Origin of the sequence: Faecalicatena contorta (assembly GCF_021531995.1) — a bacterium.
GTDB lineage: Bacteria > Bacillota > Clostridia > Lachnospirales > Lachnospiraceae > Dorea_A > Dorea_A contorta_A.
The window spans coordinates 12629-30525 of the sequence record NZ_JAFBIZ010000028.1 but is presented as its reverse complement, the minus strand read 5'-3'; the positions used below and the strand labels follow the sequence as shown (position 1 = coordinate 30525).

Below are 17897 nucleotides of genomic sequence, written 5' to 3'. Positions count from 1 at the left end.
ATCTCCCTATTTCGACTTTAAGATATTACGACAAGGAAGGATTCTTCCCCAATCTTATGAGAAAAGGCAATATCCGTTACTTCAGCGACGATGAACTAGAGGCTATCCGCGTGATTGAGTGCCTCAAACGCTCCGGTCTTGAGATCAAAGATATCAAGCAGTTCTTCCTGTTTCTTCTCATCCTGGCTCAGGATATATTCATCAATCGTTTTTGGCTTTTCACCGCAGTAATGACTTTGCCCTTTTCCAAAAAGCTCTTTGATATCGTAAGGAACCTCTACATAGGCAGCATCCATATTCTCATTTTGAAGAATTCTTGCACAAAATTTTAATTCCATATTTTTTTCCTTTCATTCTGTGAATATTATCCTCCGCAAATCCCGATTTTCTTATCGTTCTGATCACTGCAATCCAGCCACGAAGGAGACCGCTGCTTTCAGATCTTTTTCATCCGGATGATCTTTTGCAATACCACCTACCAGTTTCTTTGTATTTCCATGATGTACAGACGCATAAACAATTACTGTTAAATGAGATAGATCTTACTTATTCATCAGGTTGTTGCCCGTCATGAGCTAACCACTGACATTCCGTTATGTTCATATTGCTGAAAACAGCCTTGAATGATGATTCTTCCGGAGAGCATGCATATATACCAAATCTGATTCTCCCATCGCCTTTGTGCATATGGCAAATGCGCATCTGACTAAATTGCTCACCATCCTCAGAACATTCAATACAGTAGTCATCGTCTCTACGACTAAAACGATACCACATAGATTTTACAGATGCATCAATCACAGTTGTTGCCCAATCAGAATATCCATAGTTTGTAACCACACTACCTAAATGCTGATACTCCTGATTTTCATATTCAATAGAAGCTTTTAACCAGTTTTCACTATCCAGGTACATTACAACTCCACACTGATCAAACCGGCAATGACTGTCCTCAAATTCTGTTTTCACAACAAAACTGAAATATTTTTCTTCGGTTTCCATTTGTAATACCGGGGCATTATCATTCTGAAAATGATAGTATGTTCTCTGCCACAAGTCCGTATGAGGCTTTGTGATAATCTCAACAGAATCCTTATTTATTCTGTAAGAATCCGGTTCTCTTGTCCATTTAAATTTCGTGAAATCCATTCTTTTATCCTCGTCAAATAGCTTTGAAATTACAATGTAATAACTTTTGGGTCCTCTGTAAATGAATAAATCGTTGCAGTTCCATTCTCAAAGTACAATACGGTCATCAAATTATCATCCACAGAATACATACTGCTAAGCGCAGCAGTATTTTCCTCCATCATTGCAACTCTTGCCTCACGACGCAAGTCCTCTTTTACAGTTCCTTCTATACGTATCCATGTCCCCTTGTTCATACCGCAAATTTCTACTTTTCCATTCTTCAACATTTGCTGATATACCTTTTTCTGATTGATTTCATTTTATTGACTTGAATATCCATATCAAGTATAATCACATTATATGAGCGTAGGATTAAAAACACAAGTACGATATTTTATGATACCACGATCAGAAAGGATACTATTATGGCAAAGAAAGAATTGTTTGGATCATGTCCATATGTAACTTCTCAAAAAGTTCTGACTGGAAAATGGTCAATGTATATCTTATATATTCTATCCCAAGAAGCACCTATCCGGTTTAATGAACTGCAACGGAGGATGCCTGTTGAAATGACACATACTACTCTGTCAAGGCAATTAAAAACTTTAGAGGAGGAGGGGCTTATTCAACGCATTGAATATTCTCAGATTCCTCCAAAAGTAGAGTATTCATTGACCAACATCGGAAAAAAATTTAAGAAAGTTCTCGATGCTCTTGGTGAGTGGGGCGAAGAATATATTGATTACCTAAATCAGAAAAACTGTTAGACAAATTCAAATCTTCTCCTTCTTAATTTCCGCTCTCTCTGTTGCAACTGTATTTTCTGTTTTTTTTACTCCTGTAACAACCAATCGACTATATCGTGAATCTTAATTCCTTCATAGCTATATTTCGGATGCCTGGTTCTGGCAATAATCATTTTCGGGTAAGCATCTCGGATCCGAAGCAGAGGTGAACATTCTCTCTCAAATGTCTCCTGCCCAGAAATGTTGTCGCTTACCTGAATATAAATCTTCTCGCTGCCCCTCTGAGCAACAAAGTCAATTTCTTTTTGATAGAGCTTGCCGACATAGACATCGTATCCACGGCGAAGAAGTTCGATACAAACGATATTCTCATAAACTCTGCCATAGTCCATATTTCTGCTTCCCAATATCGCATATCTAATGCCGCTGTCACACAAATAAAACTTTTCAGAGCTTTCAAGGTACTTCTTGCCACGAATGTCGTATCTCTTAATATCATAAAACACGAAGGCATTACACAAATATTTGATGTACTTGCCTACAGTTACATGATTGGTCGGAGTCTCATTCGCCGTCAGTAACTGACTAACTTTATTAGGGGAAGTCAGATTACTGATATTATCCATTAGGAACTCACTCAAACGCTGTAAAACTAAAGTGTCTGGAAGAGCGTATTTCTGTACCAAGTCCCTTGTGACAATGGTTTCATAGACCTCTTTGATATAGTTGATTCTGTCTTTTTCAGTTCTGTAAGCATAAGAACCTGCTAACCCTCCCATGATAGAGTAATCATCAAAGAGCTTATCTTTATCACTGACATCATCATAATATTGGCAATACTCCTGGAAGCTGAAAGGAAACACATGAATTTCAATATAGCGTCCAGTAAACAGAGTTGCCAAATCCGCACTCAACAGGAAAGCATTGGAGCCGGTTACGTAGATGTCGTATTTTCCCTTAGAGTACAGACTATTGATTGCCAACTCAAACTTGGGACACATCTGAACTTCATCCACAAACAGATAGTTTGTTTTACCTGCCTGATAATGTTCTTCTACATAAGCGTGTAACGCATGATATTCCTTGATTTCTTCATAAGCCAAATCCATGAAGTCAATGAAGATAATGTTGATGTTTTCAAAATGACTTCTCAGGTACTCGATATATGCCTGCATCAATTTAGATTTACCAGAACGACGAATGCCCGTGATAATCTTGATGTCAGGAGTTCCGTTCAGTTCAATGATTCTGTCGAGATATTTTGCTCTCGTAATTGTTTTCATATAGCCACCCACTTTCAAAAGTTGAATTTTTTTCATTTTTTGAAACTGCTTCGATGTACTTATTATACTGTCTGCTAATAGTATATTCAAGAAGCCGCTTTCAAAAACACATTTTTTTTATTTTTTGAAAGCGGCAGCTATGTAAAGGCAATCCGAAGATTGTCTCAGGCATTATGCCTTTCCTTGATTATACAGGTTCGTTGTCATCATCGTCAGCGATGAAGTTCAATTTGAAAAACCAAAGAAAGTATTGCCCTGCAGGATTTTCTCCTCAGGGCAATACTTTCTTGTAATCCAATTATAATTCGATCTGTCTGCCATCCTGATAAACGGCTTTGACATTCTTCAATGCACTGATGTCCCGAAGTGGATTGCCATCCAGAGCAACCAGATCTGCGGCAAGACCTTTTTCAATAGAACCCGTCTTCTCCTGAATACCGCAAATCTTTGCAGCGTTGACAGTGATTCCCGCTAGAACATCTTTATTGGAAGCACCCAGTTCAGAAATATATTTTGCTTCCTGCGCAAGCCCCTGATGGATACCGTCTGTACCGATACCAAACTTCAGGCCGCCTTCAATGGCTCCTCTAAGACATTCACAAATGATTTCTTTTTCCTTCAGACTTCCTTCTCGATCCTTCGGAGAGAATTTGAAAAGAAGAGTGTCATTCAATGCATAGCTCGGAGTGTAAACCACCCATCTATCTGCATTTCTGACTCTTTCTACCTGTTCTTTTGTGATATAGTAAACATGTTCCAGACAATCAATTCCTGCATCCAGACAATCATCCAGTCCCTGCCCGCCAGAACAGTGGCATGCTGTGGTAATTCCTACACTTCTTGCCTCCTGTACTACGGCTCTTAGCTCTTCAGGACTCATGAAATGGTAAATAAACGGTGTAGCATTGATGACCTTTGTCATAAATACTTTCAGAAAATCTACTCCATGAGCAATATTTTCACGGGCTTGTCTTCTGAATTCCTCCGGTCCATTAAACGGCATACCGACATAACCATGTCCGTGGGAAGCTCTCATACCAATTCCGCTGACCACCAGCTTCGGACCAGTAATCCGCCCTTCCTGCTGTGCTTTCTTACAAGTCACATCCACATAGAACCTATCTCCCAGGCAGCGGGCAGTGGTAACACCGGATACCAGATCATCCTTCATCGTCTTAATTGCACGAATCGTCTGCTCACATTCACAGTCATTCATTTTTACCAGATGATTCTCCAGTCTGGTATCCAGTGCCAGATCAGCTGCTGGTATACACGATTATTCTTTTTATGACCTGGTGTTCTTATTCCATGGTAATCCTTTTTCCGGAAATAATATCCTCCCGGGGTGTTCTCATGGTCTTTACACAGAATGTCTACTGGACATGATCCATCTATTAACGTTTCACATCCTAATGGATGAACTTTCCCCTTATGCTCACATTACCTCACATTTCATTATTTGGGAGGCGGCATGCCAGATGGACATGCAAGCATGTCCGCTTGGCTCGTTGCTCGCGGATATAAATGTCCCTCTATATATCCAAAGTTTCAGAGGGGCTTATACAACATGTTTCAGTAAAAAAAAGTCGAGATGAGAAAAATTGGCAAAAGAAACCTCCGTATGAATCGAATCATACGAAGGTGATATGTTCTCATTATGTTGTATTTATTCCATACTATTCTCATTTTAAGAAACAGATAAACCGAAAGTTGCAGAAATCTCTTTCAAGCTATTTTTTCTCTGAAAACTCATATGCCTGTGCCACCCATGCAAACAGTTCTTCGTCCAAATCAGACATTTTACTAATTACAATATGCGTTGTCCATCGTCCGGGATAAGGTTCTGTTTTTACTGCGACACGCTCAGATTCCAGAGGATAGGGGAGACCAAGTGTCAAGACAAAATAGTCATCTGGAAGTTCCGCCTTCTTTTTTACTCGCAGAAATGAAACGCAGGCAAAAACATGACGATTAGAAAATGTAATCTGCGTTTTCTGTACCTTTACTTTACTATCTGGAAACTGTACTTGCATTTCACCAGCAAATGCTTCATACAACGGTAATATTGTCTGGTGTTGATCAAAAAATAACAGGATATCTGTACTGGTTTCCACCAGCAAGGCCAGCTGATCCTGTGTTAGTCCCTCCTCGGTACGTAGCTTTTTTAAATTCGTCTGGAACTCCGTCACACCACATCACCATCCCGCTATTTTTTAGAGACTCCCCCGTCTGCTCCTAAAATGTAGCATAAAGCAATGTGCAAAGATCCCGACAGCTACAACATGTTTTCCGGTTTTGGCATGCGTCCAGTCCATCCCAGACTCCTTGCCCACGTTTTATAGCTTTTCTTCTCTTCCGGATCATCACCGTTAATCGTCTCAAGGAATTCGCAAAAACCTCCAACACCACCAACATCATCCACAAGACTCATTCCATCCCAGGCAATGCAGATTGGTTTTTCCTTACGCTGAATATCTCTCAACTTGTCCAGAAACTCTCCGTCTATTTGCTGACCAAAGGCATCTACAAACAAAGCTTTCTCAGGAACGAATCCATTTTTATCACGAAGCATATTGCCTTCTTCATCCCTGGCATAAACGGTTTTGTCATACCAGGCATTGGTGCAGGTAATCTTAATTTCCCATCCATCGCCATAGTCATATCGATAACACAATGCAGACAGCGCTGGAATAGGTTCAGGATTATGATCAATGCACAGCATTTCCAGTTCACGGTCCAGTCCCTCTATCTCTCGAAAATATGGAACCATGTCGATAGTTGGATTCCCTTTTTCATCAAAATGAGTTCCTGCCTCTTCAACGATCTGGTCCATACGGGCTGTCAGCTGTCTGTATTTTTTGATAATGTCCTTACGTTTTTTCTCAACTTGTTTCAGGGCGGCCTCTTTCTCCTGTTTCCATGAATCCCAATCTGCCTGTTCAGCCGGTGTTTTCAGTACAGTCCAAAGCATCGGGCGTTCCAGCATTTCCTCACACTGACCTTCCATGTAGACATTCCACGTTCTCTGATCTGTTGTTTTCTTCTGAATAGCAGGCCAGTCTTTTCGGAATCTGTCTACTTCAATCTGTGCAGGAATGTAATGCTCTCCCACGCCTTCATAGGAGTATGGTCCACAATACTTGGATTTCAGCCAGGTCTTAAAGCTTTCACCTTCCTCATAATCATCGTCCCAATATATATCTTCATAATTCTCACTTGGAAAACGAAAATACATACCAACCTGACGGGTCCACTCTTTTACCAATCCCCCATCTGTCATTTTTTTGAATTCATCCTCATATGGAACATAGCTATGAAGGTGGCTGTTTTGCCATCCAAAAGCTTTCATGATTGCATAATGAAGACCATGCAGTGTCATATTGCCCGGAACAATAAAATCTCTGGTAATTCCATCCTTCATTCTTCCGTATCTTCTAAGAACTTTCTTATGCTCCTCTGCGAAATATCCCAGGTCCAGTTCCAGATGAAGTTGCATTGCCATAGGAATCCGCTTCATCTCTGCTTCGATCATGTCCCAGAATTCTTTTTTCTCTTTCAGCAGCCGTTCTTTTTCGGATCTTAATTCTTCAAGAAGACGACGCTGCTCCTGAATATCATCCTCTTTCTTTTTTGAACGTGCTTCTGTATTGGTAACCTGATTTTTAGCTGCCTGCTGCATCCGTCCTCTATATTCCTCACTTCGAATTGCTTCGTTGCTTCTGTCTTCCCCGCCATACTGCCCACGAGAATAGGGCATATAAGACTGAACAGTCTTCTCCGATATAACAAGCTCCTCTGCTATTTCAGCTACACTTTTACCCTTTGCAAGCAAATCTGCTACCTGTTCACTGGTTTTACTGTGCCACAATCCCTCCGTAATCAGTACTCTTCGTACTTTGATTGGATATGTACCAAGCTCCTCTGCTGTCTTCTTTACCGAACCCGTCTCTTTATAAATATTAATAATCTGCTGATATAACTCATCCATATATCAGGACCTCCTTCATGTATCTTAGGTGGCCTACCTTTTATTTATGATATCAGTATACGTCAGAACGGCCAACGTGTCAACCTTACCTTTTAGTCATCAAAGAAATGCATTTCCAGGTTATATGAAGACCCGAAAATGCATATTTTACCACATTCACATTACCAGCGCTGCACCATGAATTTCACTCTCTCCTGCACGTCTTCACTAAAATCAGACAGATCCTCAAGACCAATCACCTCATCCTGAACCAACCGAACGAGATCGATCAGCATATCTGATTTGCTGACAGATAAAATAACGCCAGGAGCTTTGCGATCTTTTTTGATACGCTCTTCCAGTGCCCAGAATCGTTCAGCCCCCTTCTTATCACAGGTCAGCAGCTCTACATATTCCTTGCATAAACGTTCCATATAACTTTCCTGCCAACCAGGAAGTTTCTCACGGAACAATTTCCAATCACGTTTTGATATTTCAACCATCACAGTCACCTACTCATCCTTTGCAATCGGATAATAATACCAATTGTTATATGTCGGAATCTCTTCCAATTTCACAAACTGATTCGTATCAAAATAATATCCATCAAAAGTGCTTCCATCAGTCACGAAATAATAGCGTGTATTCAGACTCAGCAGGTAATTCTGCGCCTGCGTAAATGCTGCTTCCGTATTAGAAAGAAGACTTGCTTTACATTCAACAACAGCCATCAGTAATCCTTCTTCATCAAGAATTCCGATGTCAATACGCTGTTTCTTCTTGTCTTCAGCTACAAGCAGCCCTAATGTTCCCAAGGCTCTTTCAACAAGAATCTTGTCCTGCGGAACCTGCAGCCTTTTCATCAGAAATTTTATTATTTTCTGACGAACTGCTTCCTCAGGTGTGAGCTTCACATATTTGTTGCGAATCGGATCAAAAATCTTGTTCTCAAGCACTATGTTTTTGTATCGAGCAGTAATACGCCCAATATTCATTCTACTTCACCTACCAAATAGTTAATAATTTTCAAGAACCTCCTGCAGATATGCCTTATATTCAGCCTTCACATTCTCCGGACCGGTAATCTTCATCCCGGATCCAATGCCTGTAACCCATCCGAAAAACTGCGGACTTACCGATACCAGTACTCTGGTTTTGAAATGATCTTCTCCCTGCGGAATCAACCATACATCATGTCCAAAACGATCGATTATAGCACCGGCCAGTTCATTCTTGCATTCCAGCGTGACTTCCGCATCTACACCGCCGTACATTCCAAAGGTCTTCTTAGCGAATGCAGCCAGATCAAAGTTCTTGAAGGATTCCTCACCCTTACGATCTGTTTCCAGGATCTCTGTATTCTGCATCTTATCTACACGATAATGCTTGATAATTCCAGCCGCTGCATCATAAGCTACCAGATAATAATTCTCATCATCCCAGGTCAGTGCCCAAGGGCTGACAACGTAGAATGCACCGTCTTTCTTCAGTTTCAGTTCATTCTTAACAGTCCACTCTGCATAATGGAACTTAATTTCCTTATTCTCGTAAATTGCAGTATGAATGTAGTCCACATTGTAATAAACAGTTTCATTCTCCGTCTTCGGACGGTTTACGATGAAAACATATTTGGAAAGCATTGCAGCATCCGTCCTACAGCTGAGCTTCTCTAATTTCGTTATCAGTTCCTTGGATTTCTTCTCCGTGATAAACTTGGATGACTGCACAGCATCTACCAAGAGCTTTAACTCCGGCAGTTCAAAATCTCTGGCACCAATATAATAGCCAGGATTCTTTCCTTTCTTCTGCTGGATATCCAGTCCGAATTTATCAAGGATCTCCATCTCTGTATATATAGTTCTTCGATCCGTACTGATGCCATATTCCTGCTCTAGAATCGTGCATAATTCCGATGCGTTCAGCATATGCGCATCATCGGTACGTTCCAGAAGGATTTCCATCAAGCGCAGTGTACGGAGCTTCTGGTCAAAGGAAGCCATGGTATATCACCTCAAAACCATTTTTATCATGAATAAGGGCAAATGTTTTATCAAACTTTAAGATTCTCTGATAAAACAATAATTCATCCTTCATATTTCCAACCATGCTCATCATGGTATATCATTTGTTTCGTCATACCACCATCTATGCAAATATTCTCTCCAGTAATGAATCCTGCCTTATTGGAACACAAGAACAAAATCATATTTGTAATGTCTGTTGGATTACCTACTCTTCCTACAAGCTGTTGGGCAGCATCCGGACCTTCATAGACTATGTCACCGGTTTCAATCCATCCAGGGGAAATGGAATTTACTCTGACTTTCCCGGCAAGGCTTACCGCAAGTGCATGCGTTAATGCTGCTATTCCACCTTTCGCCGCGGTGTAACTTTCTGTCTGTGGCTGGCTCATTCTATCCCTGGAAGATGACATATTAATAATACAAGCTCCATCTGCAAAATGCTCATAAAAAAGCTTTGACAGATAGAACGGTGCTGTCACTCCCACTGCCATAGCGTATTCAAACTCTTCATAGGAACACTGCTCTATTCCGCGCATAATAGGTAATGCATTATTAATCAGATAATCTACTTGGCCATGCTTATCTATAACATACCCGGCAAATGATTCAAGCGTTTTCTTCTTACTGATATCGCCAACATAGTGCTCTCCATCAACAATATCGATTACTTCTACGATCGCCCCTTCTGCTTCAAAGGCTTCTTTTGTAGCTTTTCCGATACCATGTGCTCCTCCTGTAATAACGACTATCTTATCTTTATACAACATATTTCACCTGCTTTATTCTTTATTTTTTTGAATTTCTCATCGGGTCCTCACAATATTATCGTTTTTCTTCATACCTCCTGCGATAATAATCCATTGCCCGGTATTCTATCACATCCTTCATCTGCTCCCCGAAAGCAGGCTGAAGAATAACATCTGTCAAATCCTCCTTAAGTGCCAATGCCGTTCCTTCTTTCTTTACAAAGAAACCTTTTCCTGACTCTTGTAGAAAATGTACGGGCATCTGAAGTATCTTTTTGATATGCTCCTTATCTGAAATACTACAGTACTTTTCGTAAGTAATACCTGTATCCAAATCCTTCCAATTGGTACCTGTAGAAAAGAATTCTTTCCAGCTATCCAACAAGTCCTCCTCAGAAACCTGGCTACGAATATTTCCGTGATTATAAAATGCCATCAAAACAGGCATCTTATATACCTTTGACATATTTGTATTTTCAATTAGATTGATAAACTCTCTTCCAATTCCACGATAAAGAATATTCTCCCCTTCCGAAAGTTCTCCCAATTCTTTCCGGAAATCCAGATACCGCTTAAAAGGATTATCCTTCGAATGAGTAATCGCCACACGATAAATATCATCATCCATATATGTAAACAAATCCATTCTGGATGGAATTCTCCCAAGGAATTCCTTTACGCGATAGTACTCATTTCTAATCTGATCTCTTACCTTTAGATGTTTTTTATCCATCTCCGAAAAAAGATCGATCAGTTTCATATCAAAATCAATCAAACAATCATCTGGGAACGCAGATCGATCCGCCGGATTATAGTATTCATTTTTTCCCAGTGTTCTTCCTGTCAATAAGAATCTCACACGCCCTGCCTTTTCGTAGTTGCCGATAAAATCCAGTACGTTAAGGTATTCCTTTCCTTTGCTGCGTCGAAGTCCACGACCAAGCTGTTGTAAAAACACAATTGGAGATTCCGTCGGACGTAGAAACATAACCATGTCTACCGATGTAATATCTACTCCTTCGTTAAACATATCCACAGAGAAAATCACTCTGATTTCTCCACTTTTCAGTTTTTCAATCGCTTTTCCTCTTTCTTCGGAATATGTCCCATTTGCATTACTGTAAACAGCTACGGAAGGAATCCCTCTTTCACAGAATTCTTTTGCCATTTCCTCCGCATGTGCTCTGGAGCAGCAAAATCCCAAAGCTTTTTTCGATCCATATTTGCAATAATACTTGTATATCAAGTCATGACGATGTACATTTCCTATATATGTTTCGTTCAGTTCCTTTTCATCATATCGGCCCCTGATCAAATGCAGACCCGAATAGTCCGTATCATCATAAATACCATAATAATGAAACGGCACCAGCATTCCTTTATTAATGGCATCTTTCAATGAGATTTCATAAGGAACATTATAATCACAGAGTTCATAGATATTTCTGCCATCCATACGCTCCGGTGTGGCAGTCAGACCAAGTAAAAACTGCGGCTTGAAATACTTAACGATTCTTTGATACTGCTCATTTACTGCGTGGTGAAACTCATCAATCACCAAATATTGAAAATAGTCCGGAGCAAAATACTTTTCTGAAAGATACTCACTTCTTCCTAATGTTGCTACAGAAGCAAAAATAACAGACTTATCTGTACTCTTTTCTTCTCCTGTAAAAAAACCATAATCCTCTGAATTCCTGACATTTCGAAATGAAGCGGCAGCTTGTTTCAGAATTTCTTCCCTATGAGCAACAAATAAAACCCGTTCATAACTTTTCGAATCAAATGCCGCCAAATATGTCTTGCCCACACCGGTTGCAGCCTGCACCAATGCCCGTTTTGCACCTTCTGCTCTGGTATCCTCTAAAGCACAAAGAGCTTCAATTTGGGCACCTCGAGGCTCGTACAGTAATCGAACCTTTGTATCTTCTGACTCATTTTCCTCGTTCTGATGAGAATAATCATACCGTTCCAAATCTCTTGCCACCGCCGGGCGATGCCAGTTTTGTGAATATCGTTTTAATTCCTCATTATCAATGATAATTGAATGATGTTCGAACAAGTCCTCAAAGGCATGATAAAATTTCTCGTAATTCTTCGGATCAGAAACGCTGCTAAAACGATAATTCCACTCAATACCGGAAGTCAGTGCACTTCTGGAAATATTTGATGAACCAATGTAGATATCGTTATATCCTCTATAATGAAAAATATATGACTTCGGATGAAAAGATCTATCCTTCTCATTATAGAAACGCATATCGACTCTGGAACCGAGTTTTTTCTTGAGAAGATATAGGGCAGACGGTTGTGTAATTCCTAAATAATTACCGGTAAGGATTCTGATTTTGGCACCTCTTTTTAAGGCATTATCCAACTCCTCAAGAAGCATCTTCACACCGGATTCCATCAAAAAAGATACAATGATATCAACGCTGTCTGCCTTTTTTAAGCTTTGAATCAGCTGATAGTACAGCTGCATCCTACGATCACTTCCACCCGTCATTACATCCGTGGACCAGATTTCCTGCATTATCCTCTCCGTCTCTGATGTATTCCTCAGATTTTCTGCAGTATCAGATTGAGCCATTTTTCCTCTCCCCTTCCCGGTCTGACGTCACTGGTAATCCATTTTTCAACAATCATTATTTCCGGTACTTCCTTAATAAAATCCTGAAAACTATCTTCTGTAAAATCTGTAAAGTGTCGACCGTTGCGTTCCCCTTCAAAATCACCATATTTAAAGGATGTATAAATAATTCCAGATTCCTTTAATGCCACACACATCTTTCGTATAACCGATAATAATTCGTTTTTGGGTAAATGCAGGATGGATGAACAGGCCCATATACCATCATAGGAATTGACCTCATCCAGTTCCTGGAAAAGCAGATGTTTCACTTCGATTCCCGTAAATTCACTCGCTAAACGACAAATTTCTGCTGATCCGTCCGTTGCTGTTACATGGTATCCCTTCTCCAGAAAAAGCTTGGTATCACGACCTGATCCACAGCCGAAATCTAGAATCAATGCGTTTTCATTCAATAATTGCAGGAATCGATCTTGGGCCAGATGCATATCAACATTCTGTGTATTCTCTATGAAACTTTCTGCATTAAGGTTGTAGTAATCAATTGTCTGGTCCATTTTCATACTTCCTTTCAAGCAGTAATAACTATCCGCTCTTAAATTTTTTCTAATTTATTCTCTTCGTCAAAGTAGACCTTATCACCTTCGTTGATCTTACGCTCATAGAGCATGGCATCTTCTGACTTTACTATTAACTCTTCACCTGAAGAATTCATAAGTGTGACCACCGCCATGACAGGTGCTCCCTCAGCTCGTTCTTCACATCCGAAGTCCAGGTCTTCATCGATTCTTTTCACAGTATAAATCATACACTCTTTAATCTTCCCAATCAGCGTAATATCAGCCGGTAACCACGCTACACTATCTAATTCAACTTTTGTCAGCCATTTCGCAGCTTCCGCTTCTTTGAGTTCCAACTCCCCTGCACTAACTTTCGCCCAGAAGCAATCCATAGAGAGATGAAAAGTCGGATAATCATATTCAATAGTATCAATCAACTCACCAACTTCGATTTCGGTGTTAAGCTCTTCCAAAATTTCTCGTTTCAGCGCCTGTTGCGGTGTTTCTCCTGGCTCCACTTTGCCGCCGGGAAATTCCCAACCGCCTTTCAGTTCTCCATATCCTCTGGCCGTAGCAAATATCTTTGATTTGGTCTCAAAACTATCGCAAATAACTGCTGCAACAACTCTTATGGTTTTCATACAGCTTTGTCCTCCTCATCTAGCAGATTGCTTTCCAAATATTTCAGCAGATCTTCTCTGACTGGTTGATGCATTTTCATGGTAACCTTCGTAATGTCCTTCATCTTTCCGTTGTTATCCATCTTTTTATTACCTACTGCTGATAGGATGTCACAAGTTCCCATATAGTAAAAGCTTGTTTCCGCATCACTTTTCTTGACCATTAAATGTTTCCTCTTCGCTCCCATAACATCTTTCATATAGCTGCTTTCCGGCCCCTTACCAATCTGAGAATCCCATCGAAAGATCATACTATCTGTAAATGCATCCGCATAATCCGGTTTACCTTCTGCATACTGTAACTCTTCACTCTCTGCGCCCACCTTATGATAAGTAATGAAAATGAAAACATCATCTCCAATCCGTTTCATTCCATACATGATGGATGAAAGATCCCGCCCACAGTTCATCAGCAAACTTACATCTCTTCTGGAATACTTTTCATAAAGTACAAAAGGACTATCTGCAGCCTGATTTTCAGCAAATTTATCCTGATATCTCCTAAGTCCAACAGAAATCAGATCATCTATCTGCTTATAAAACTCCCTGTGTTGGAGTCTTTTCGCATAACTCTCCATTCTACGGATAAACTTTGCGTCATGGTTACCAATAATATCTATTTTCTTGTATTTTTGATACTCAGCTTCTTTGCTTACAAAACGTCCCTCTAATACTTGAATCGCATTTTCAAGGGATGCTTCATCAAAAGAATGAAAATAGACATTTTTTAATTCATCAGTTAATTCTGCTATTGAAATTCGATCTGACTTAAATAAGCGTTTTAATATCTCTAATTCATATGGTCTAACCCCACTGAGAACCGTTTTGGATAAATACTCTAACGTTAATTTCTCCTTATCCGTAATCTTTTCCCTATAGCATTCCTTTTCAGCCGAAACTAAAAAATCCTGATAAGTTTTATACTCTCTGATAATTACCAGGGGATCAATCTCACCATTTTCGTAAAAATCCATGAGATATGGAACTCGTCCTAATCTGTTTTTTAATGATGTATAACTATCTTTAATGATTGCTTTCATTCCACGAATCTTATCAATGGATCGGAAGATTTTTTCCTTTGCGACTGCATCAAAATGAACCGTAGACGCTCCTGGTATCGTACTATTCCCACTAATCACGTACTTTCGAATTGTATCCGGATTATATGTACGGTCACCAGACAGAGCAATCGGAATCATAAAGTTCTTCTCGTAATTGCCAATAAAATCTAAAATCACAACGAACTCTTTCCCATCCGCCTTACGAAGCCCACGGCCGAGCTGCTGTATAAAGACGATTGGAGACTGGGTTGGTCGGAGCATAATCACCTGATTCACCTCGATAATATCCACACCCTCATTCAAAATCTCAACAGAAAAAATATAATCCAAAGGCTGAAGATCATCTGTAGCATCCGCTTCATCCATCGCCAACCGCTCAAATGCTTCTGCTCGTTCATTTTCATCGGTATCTCCATTTAAGGCAATAGTTCTGAAATACCTCCCAGTATCTGGATTAATCATCTTATTGAATTTGTCCGACAATTCTCTTGATTCTGCAATACGACTGCAAAAAATCAATCCTTTTACGCGATCCCCACTGTACCCAAAATAGTTTGCCTGCTCTATGATATGTTTTACTCGTTCATCACTGGTAAGAAGATTGAAATCTTCTGTTGTAATTGTCTTATTCCTGCCTTTCCCATCACCAATCATGGATAAATCACTGATACCAAAGTAGTGAAATGGACACAACATATTCTCTTCCATAGCCTGCTGAAGACGAATCTCATATGCAATCTGATAATGAAAGATTTCATAAATATTTCGTCCCTCTATATTGTCATCTCGCTTATCCGGAGTCGCAGTCATACCAAGCCACAGCTTTGGTGTAAAGTAGTTCATGATTCGCTGGTAAGTATCTGCAGCAGAATGATGTGCTTCATCTAAAATAATACAATCAAAATCTGTTGGCTTATAGTGGTGCAGATGTTCTTCTCTCCATAAAGTATCTCTGGTCGCAAACACATAATCTGCATCGTAATCATGATTTCCCGCACCTACGATACCCATAGTGACTTGCTTATGAAATACTTTTTCGTAAGATCGTTTCGCCTGTTTTGCCAGCTGGTTTCTATGTACCAAAAATAAGACTCTCTTAAATCCCAGTTCACGCATGGCAAATGCAGACGCATAGGTTTTTCCGGTACCTGTCGCTGAGATTAAAAGTGCACGTTTCTCACCTAATGCCAGAATTTTTTTCAAGTTAGTAATAAACCCCACCTGCATCGAATTGGGCTGAAGTTTATATTTTTCAAGAGAAGTAATTCCTTCGTCTTTGGCAACATCTCTTTGATGCTTTACGATTTCATACTGCTGGGCATAATTCTCAATAAAATCCTCATAGTCCAAGGCATATTGGGAATTCCAAAGCTGATTGAATTCTGCCAAAATCTGCTCCGCTATCTCTCCCTGTTCTGCCGATACGATTTTTGTATTCCACTCTTTGTTGATTGTGAGTGCTGCACTTGTAATATTGGAACTGCCAATAATGATTCGATATATTTCTCTTTTTTTGAAAATGTATCCCTTTGTATGAAAACCTTCATGGGAATCTTCTACATCGTACATTTTTATCTGTATATTTTTAAGTTCATGAAGCTTCTTTAACGCTCTGGGCTCACTAAAGGAAAGATAATTTGTCGTCAGTATTTCCCCGGGGATATTTCTCTCCTCCAGTTCCTTTAAAGTCTGCAAAAGCGGGGTAATGCCGTTCATCGTAATAAATGCCACACTAATCTGAAACTTATCGCAAGACAAAAGTTCATCCTCGATTGAGGATATTACCTTTTTTCCTTCCTGATAATTATTTGAGACAAATTGTGGTTTAAAAGCAAGATTTGAAGAAATCCCGCTATCAATATATGCAGTCTCCAAACCCATCCTGAGGTTCTCATATATTTCCTGATTCATAGAATGCCTCCTACAGATGTTGATTCAACACCAGTTTCTCCTCAAATCCGTTTGAATAAATGTATAATAATCTTCCTCTATCAAACACCGGATCCACATCATGAATAATACTGTGATGATTAGGACACACAATAATCTGATTACTTGCATCGTTGTTCAGACTTTTCACAAAGTAATCTATGTGATGTGCCTCTACCACATGAGAGCCATATTCCTCACCGATACGACGTCCACAGATTTGACATCTGTATCCGTAGAGCCGCTTCAAATTATCTCCAATTTTCTTATTTAGCTTTCGAATTTTAACAATCTGCTCTTTTCCTTTAAAACCGGCAGTATCATCTTTGACATCGAAATTAAACTGAGCTTCCATAATCCGCTCTGACCTTTCACAAATAGTGTCACGTAAAACTTCCATATCAAGAGAACATATTGTCTCTAATGCATAAGTATCATCATACTCGGTAGTATAAACTGCCAGATATTCCTTATAATTATCTGGAAGAGGAATATGTTTTTTTGATCCTTTTTCTTGCAATTGCTTCATTTTGCTTATATATGCATAGCTTCTCTGAAAACAACCACGAAGCACTTGTGCTAAATCACTGTTCTGTGTATATCGAATCTGAACAATATCTGCATGCTGACCAAATTTTTTATCAATTCGATTGTTATTCAACTTCGCTTTATAGGACTTACCATTCAGATAAAGATTTACATCCTTGGATTCACCTCGCTGGATAAAACGTCCAGCAACTTGGCTGAATACCACTTGATGCTCAATCGGTATTGCAAAACCATAATTAAAGAGCGACCAATCAACTTCTTTTTTATACACATATTCATCTGAAATAGTTTTAATCATTTTAGTCGCTCCCTTCTATGCAAAGTCTTATTCCAAAATCAACTCTTCTTACCTTTTCGCAGTTGTCTGATAAGAAACCAAATCACCAAAATCGCAATTCAGTTTGTCACAGATTTTTGCCAGTATCTGCATAGAAACAGGTTCTCCTCTGCTCATCTTTGCAAGCGTACTAGTACTGATTCCCAATTCTTCAACCAAATCCATCTTTTTCATTTCATGATCAATCAAAAGTTTCCAGAGACCATTGTATGAAACCTTCATATTAATACCTCATGTCGTGATTTAAACTATAAACGGAACAAAATAACTCTGTTATCATTATAACCCACA

Annotated in this window: 17 protein-coding genes and 2 pseudogenes; 2 read left to right on the top strand and 17 right to left on the bottom strand. The window is 39.6% G+C overall.

Annotated elements, in window-relative coordinates:
- Positions 1-167: pseudogene (locus JQM82_RS16500) on the top strand (MerR family transcriptional regulator); the annotation flags it as partial.
- Here JQM82_RS16500 and JQM82_RS05775 read toward each other — a convergent pair.
- The 3 genes from JQM82_RS05775 to JQM82_RS05765 all read right to left on the bottom strand — a co-directional run bounded on the left by JQM82_RS05775 (position 96) and on the right by JQM82_RS05765 (position 1418).
- A complete protein-coding gene (locus tag JQM82_RS05775; RefSeq protein WP_235249102.1) occupies positions 96-338 on the bottom strand; it encodes a hypothetical protein in 243 nt (80 codons plus the stop codon). The pseudogene JQM82_RS16500 and the gene JQM82_RS05775 sit on opposite strands and share 72 nt — an antisense overlap.
- A 208-nt stretch (positions 339-546) precedes the next feature.
- Positions 547-1149, bottom strand: coding sequence for a DUF1349 domain-containing protein (locus JQM82_RS05770; protein ID WP_235249101.1), 603 nt, complete (start codon positions 1147-1149; stop codon positions 547-549).
- 29 nt (positions 1150-1178) lie between these two features.
- Complete coding sequence (locus JQM82_RS05765) at positions 1179-1418, bottom strand: NimC/NimA family protein (protein WP_235249100.1); 240 nt, start codon at positions 1416-1418, stop codon at positions 1179-1181.
- 138 nt (positions 1419-1556) lie between these two features.
- Between JQM82_RS05765 and JQM82_RS05760 the strand changes: the two genes are divergently transcribed.
- Positions 1557-1901 carry a winged helix-turn-helix transcriptional regulator gene (locus JQM82_RS05760; protein ID WP_235249099.1) on the top strand — a complete coding sequence of 115 codons (345 nt, stop codon included), beginning with the start codon at positions 1557-1559 and terminating at the stop codon, positions 1899-1901.
- A gap of 65 nt (positions 1902-1966) precedes the next feature.
- On the opposite strand, the gene JQM82_RS05755 is transcribed toward JQM82_RS05760, so the two are convergent.
- From JQM82_RS05755 to JQM82_RS05690, 14 genes and pseudogenes are all read right to left on the bottom strand, one after another.
- Complete coding sequence (locus tag JQM82_RS05755) at positions 1967-3199, bottom strand: ATP-binding protein (protein ID WP_235249098.1); 1233 nt, start codon at positions 3197-3199, stop codon at positions 1967-1969.
- Between the two features lie 262 nt (positions 3200-3461).
- On the bottom strand, positions 3462-4379 hold the full coding sequence (locus JQM82_RS05750; RefSeq protein WP_235249097.1) for an amidohydrolase family protein: 918 nt from the start codon (positions 4377-4379) through the stop codon (positions 3462-3464).
- Between the two features lie 514 nt (positions 4380-4893).
- Positions 4894-5352: a DUF5655 domain-containing protein gene (locus JQM82_RS05745; RefSeq protein WP_235249096.1), complete on the bottom strand. Its 459-nt coding sequence runs from the start codon at positions 5350-5352 to the stop codon at positions 4894-4896.
- Between the two features lie 86 nt (positions 5353-5438).
- Positions 5439-7151 carry an IS1096 element passenger TnpR family protein gene (locus JQM82_RS05740; RefSeq protein ID WP_235249095.1) on the bottom strand — a complete coding sequence of 571 codons (1713 nt, stop codon included), beginning with the start codon at positions 7149-7151 and terminating at the stop codon, positions 5439-5441.
- Positions 7152-7312: 161 nt separating this feature from the next.
- Positions 7313-7633, bottom strand: a complete 321-nt coding sequence (locus JQM82_RS05735) for a hypothetical protein (RefSeq protein ID WP_235249094.1) — start codon at positions 7631-7633, stop codon at positions 7313-7315.
- Between the two features lie 9 nt (positions 7634-7642).
- Positions 7643-8125: a type I restriction enzyme HsdR N-terminal domain-containing protein gene (locus JQM82_RS05730; RefSeq protein ID WP_235249092.1), complete on the bottom strand. Its 483-nt coding sequence runs from the start codon at positions 8123-8125 to the stop codon at positions 7643-7645.
- A 21-nt stretch (positions 8126-8146) separates the two neighbouring features.
- Positions 8147-9130 (bottom strand): helix-turn-helix transcriptional regulator, encoded by a 984-nt coding sequence (locus JQM82_RS05725; RefSeq protein WP_235249091.1) that lies wholly within the window; start codon positions 9128-9130, stop codon positions 8147-8149.
- A gap of 83 nt (positions 9131-9213) precedes the next feature.
- On the bottom strand, positions 9214-9921 hold the full coding sequence (locus JQM82_RS05720; RefSeq protein WP_235249090.1) for an SDR family oxidoreductase: 708 nt from the start codon (positions 9919-9921) through the stop codon (positions 9214-9216).
- A 55-nt stretch (positions 9922-9976) separates the two neighbouring features.
- Entirely contained in the window at positions 9977-12490 is a 2514-nt protein-coding gene (locus JQM82_RS05715; protein WP_235249089.1) for a DEAD/DEAH box helicase family protein, read from the bottom strand.
- Positions 12460-13047, bottom strand: coding sequence for a class I SAM-dependent methyltransferase (locus JQM82_RS05710; protein ID WP_235249088.1), 588 nt, complete (start codon positions 13045-13047; stop codon positions 12460-12462). Before JQM82_RS05710 ends, JQM82_RS05715 begins: the two co-directional genes overlap by 31 nt.
- 248 nt (positions 13048-13295) lie before the next feature.
- Positions 13296-13691, bottom strand: a pseudogene (locus JQM82_RS16495) ((deoxy)nucleoside triphosphate pyrophosphohydrolase); the annotation flags it as partial.
- Positions 13688-16702, bottom strand: a complete 3015-nt coding sequence (locus JQM82_RS05700) for a DUF3427 domain-containing protein (RefSeq protein WP_235249087.1) — start codon at positions 16700-16702, stop codon at positions 13688-13690. The gene JQM82_RS05700 and the pseudogene JQM82_RS16495, both read right to left, overlap by 4 nt.
- A 10-nt stretch (positions 16703-16712) precedes the next feature.
- Positions 16713-17567, bottom strand: coding sequence for an HNH endonuclease (locus JQM82_RS05695; protein ID WP_235249086.1), 855 nt, complete (start codon positions 17565-17567; stop codon positions 16713-16715).
- 48 nt (positions 17568-17615) lie between these two features.
- On the bottom strand, positions 17616-17828 hold the full coding sequence (locus JQM82_RS05690; protein ID WP_235249084.1) for a helix-turn-helix domain-containing protein: 213 nt from the start codon (positions 17826-17828) through the stop codon (positions 17616-17618).
- Positions 17829-17897 lie beyond the last annotated feature (69 nt).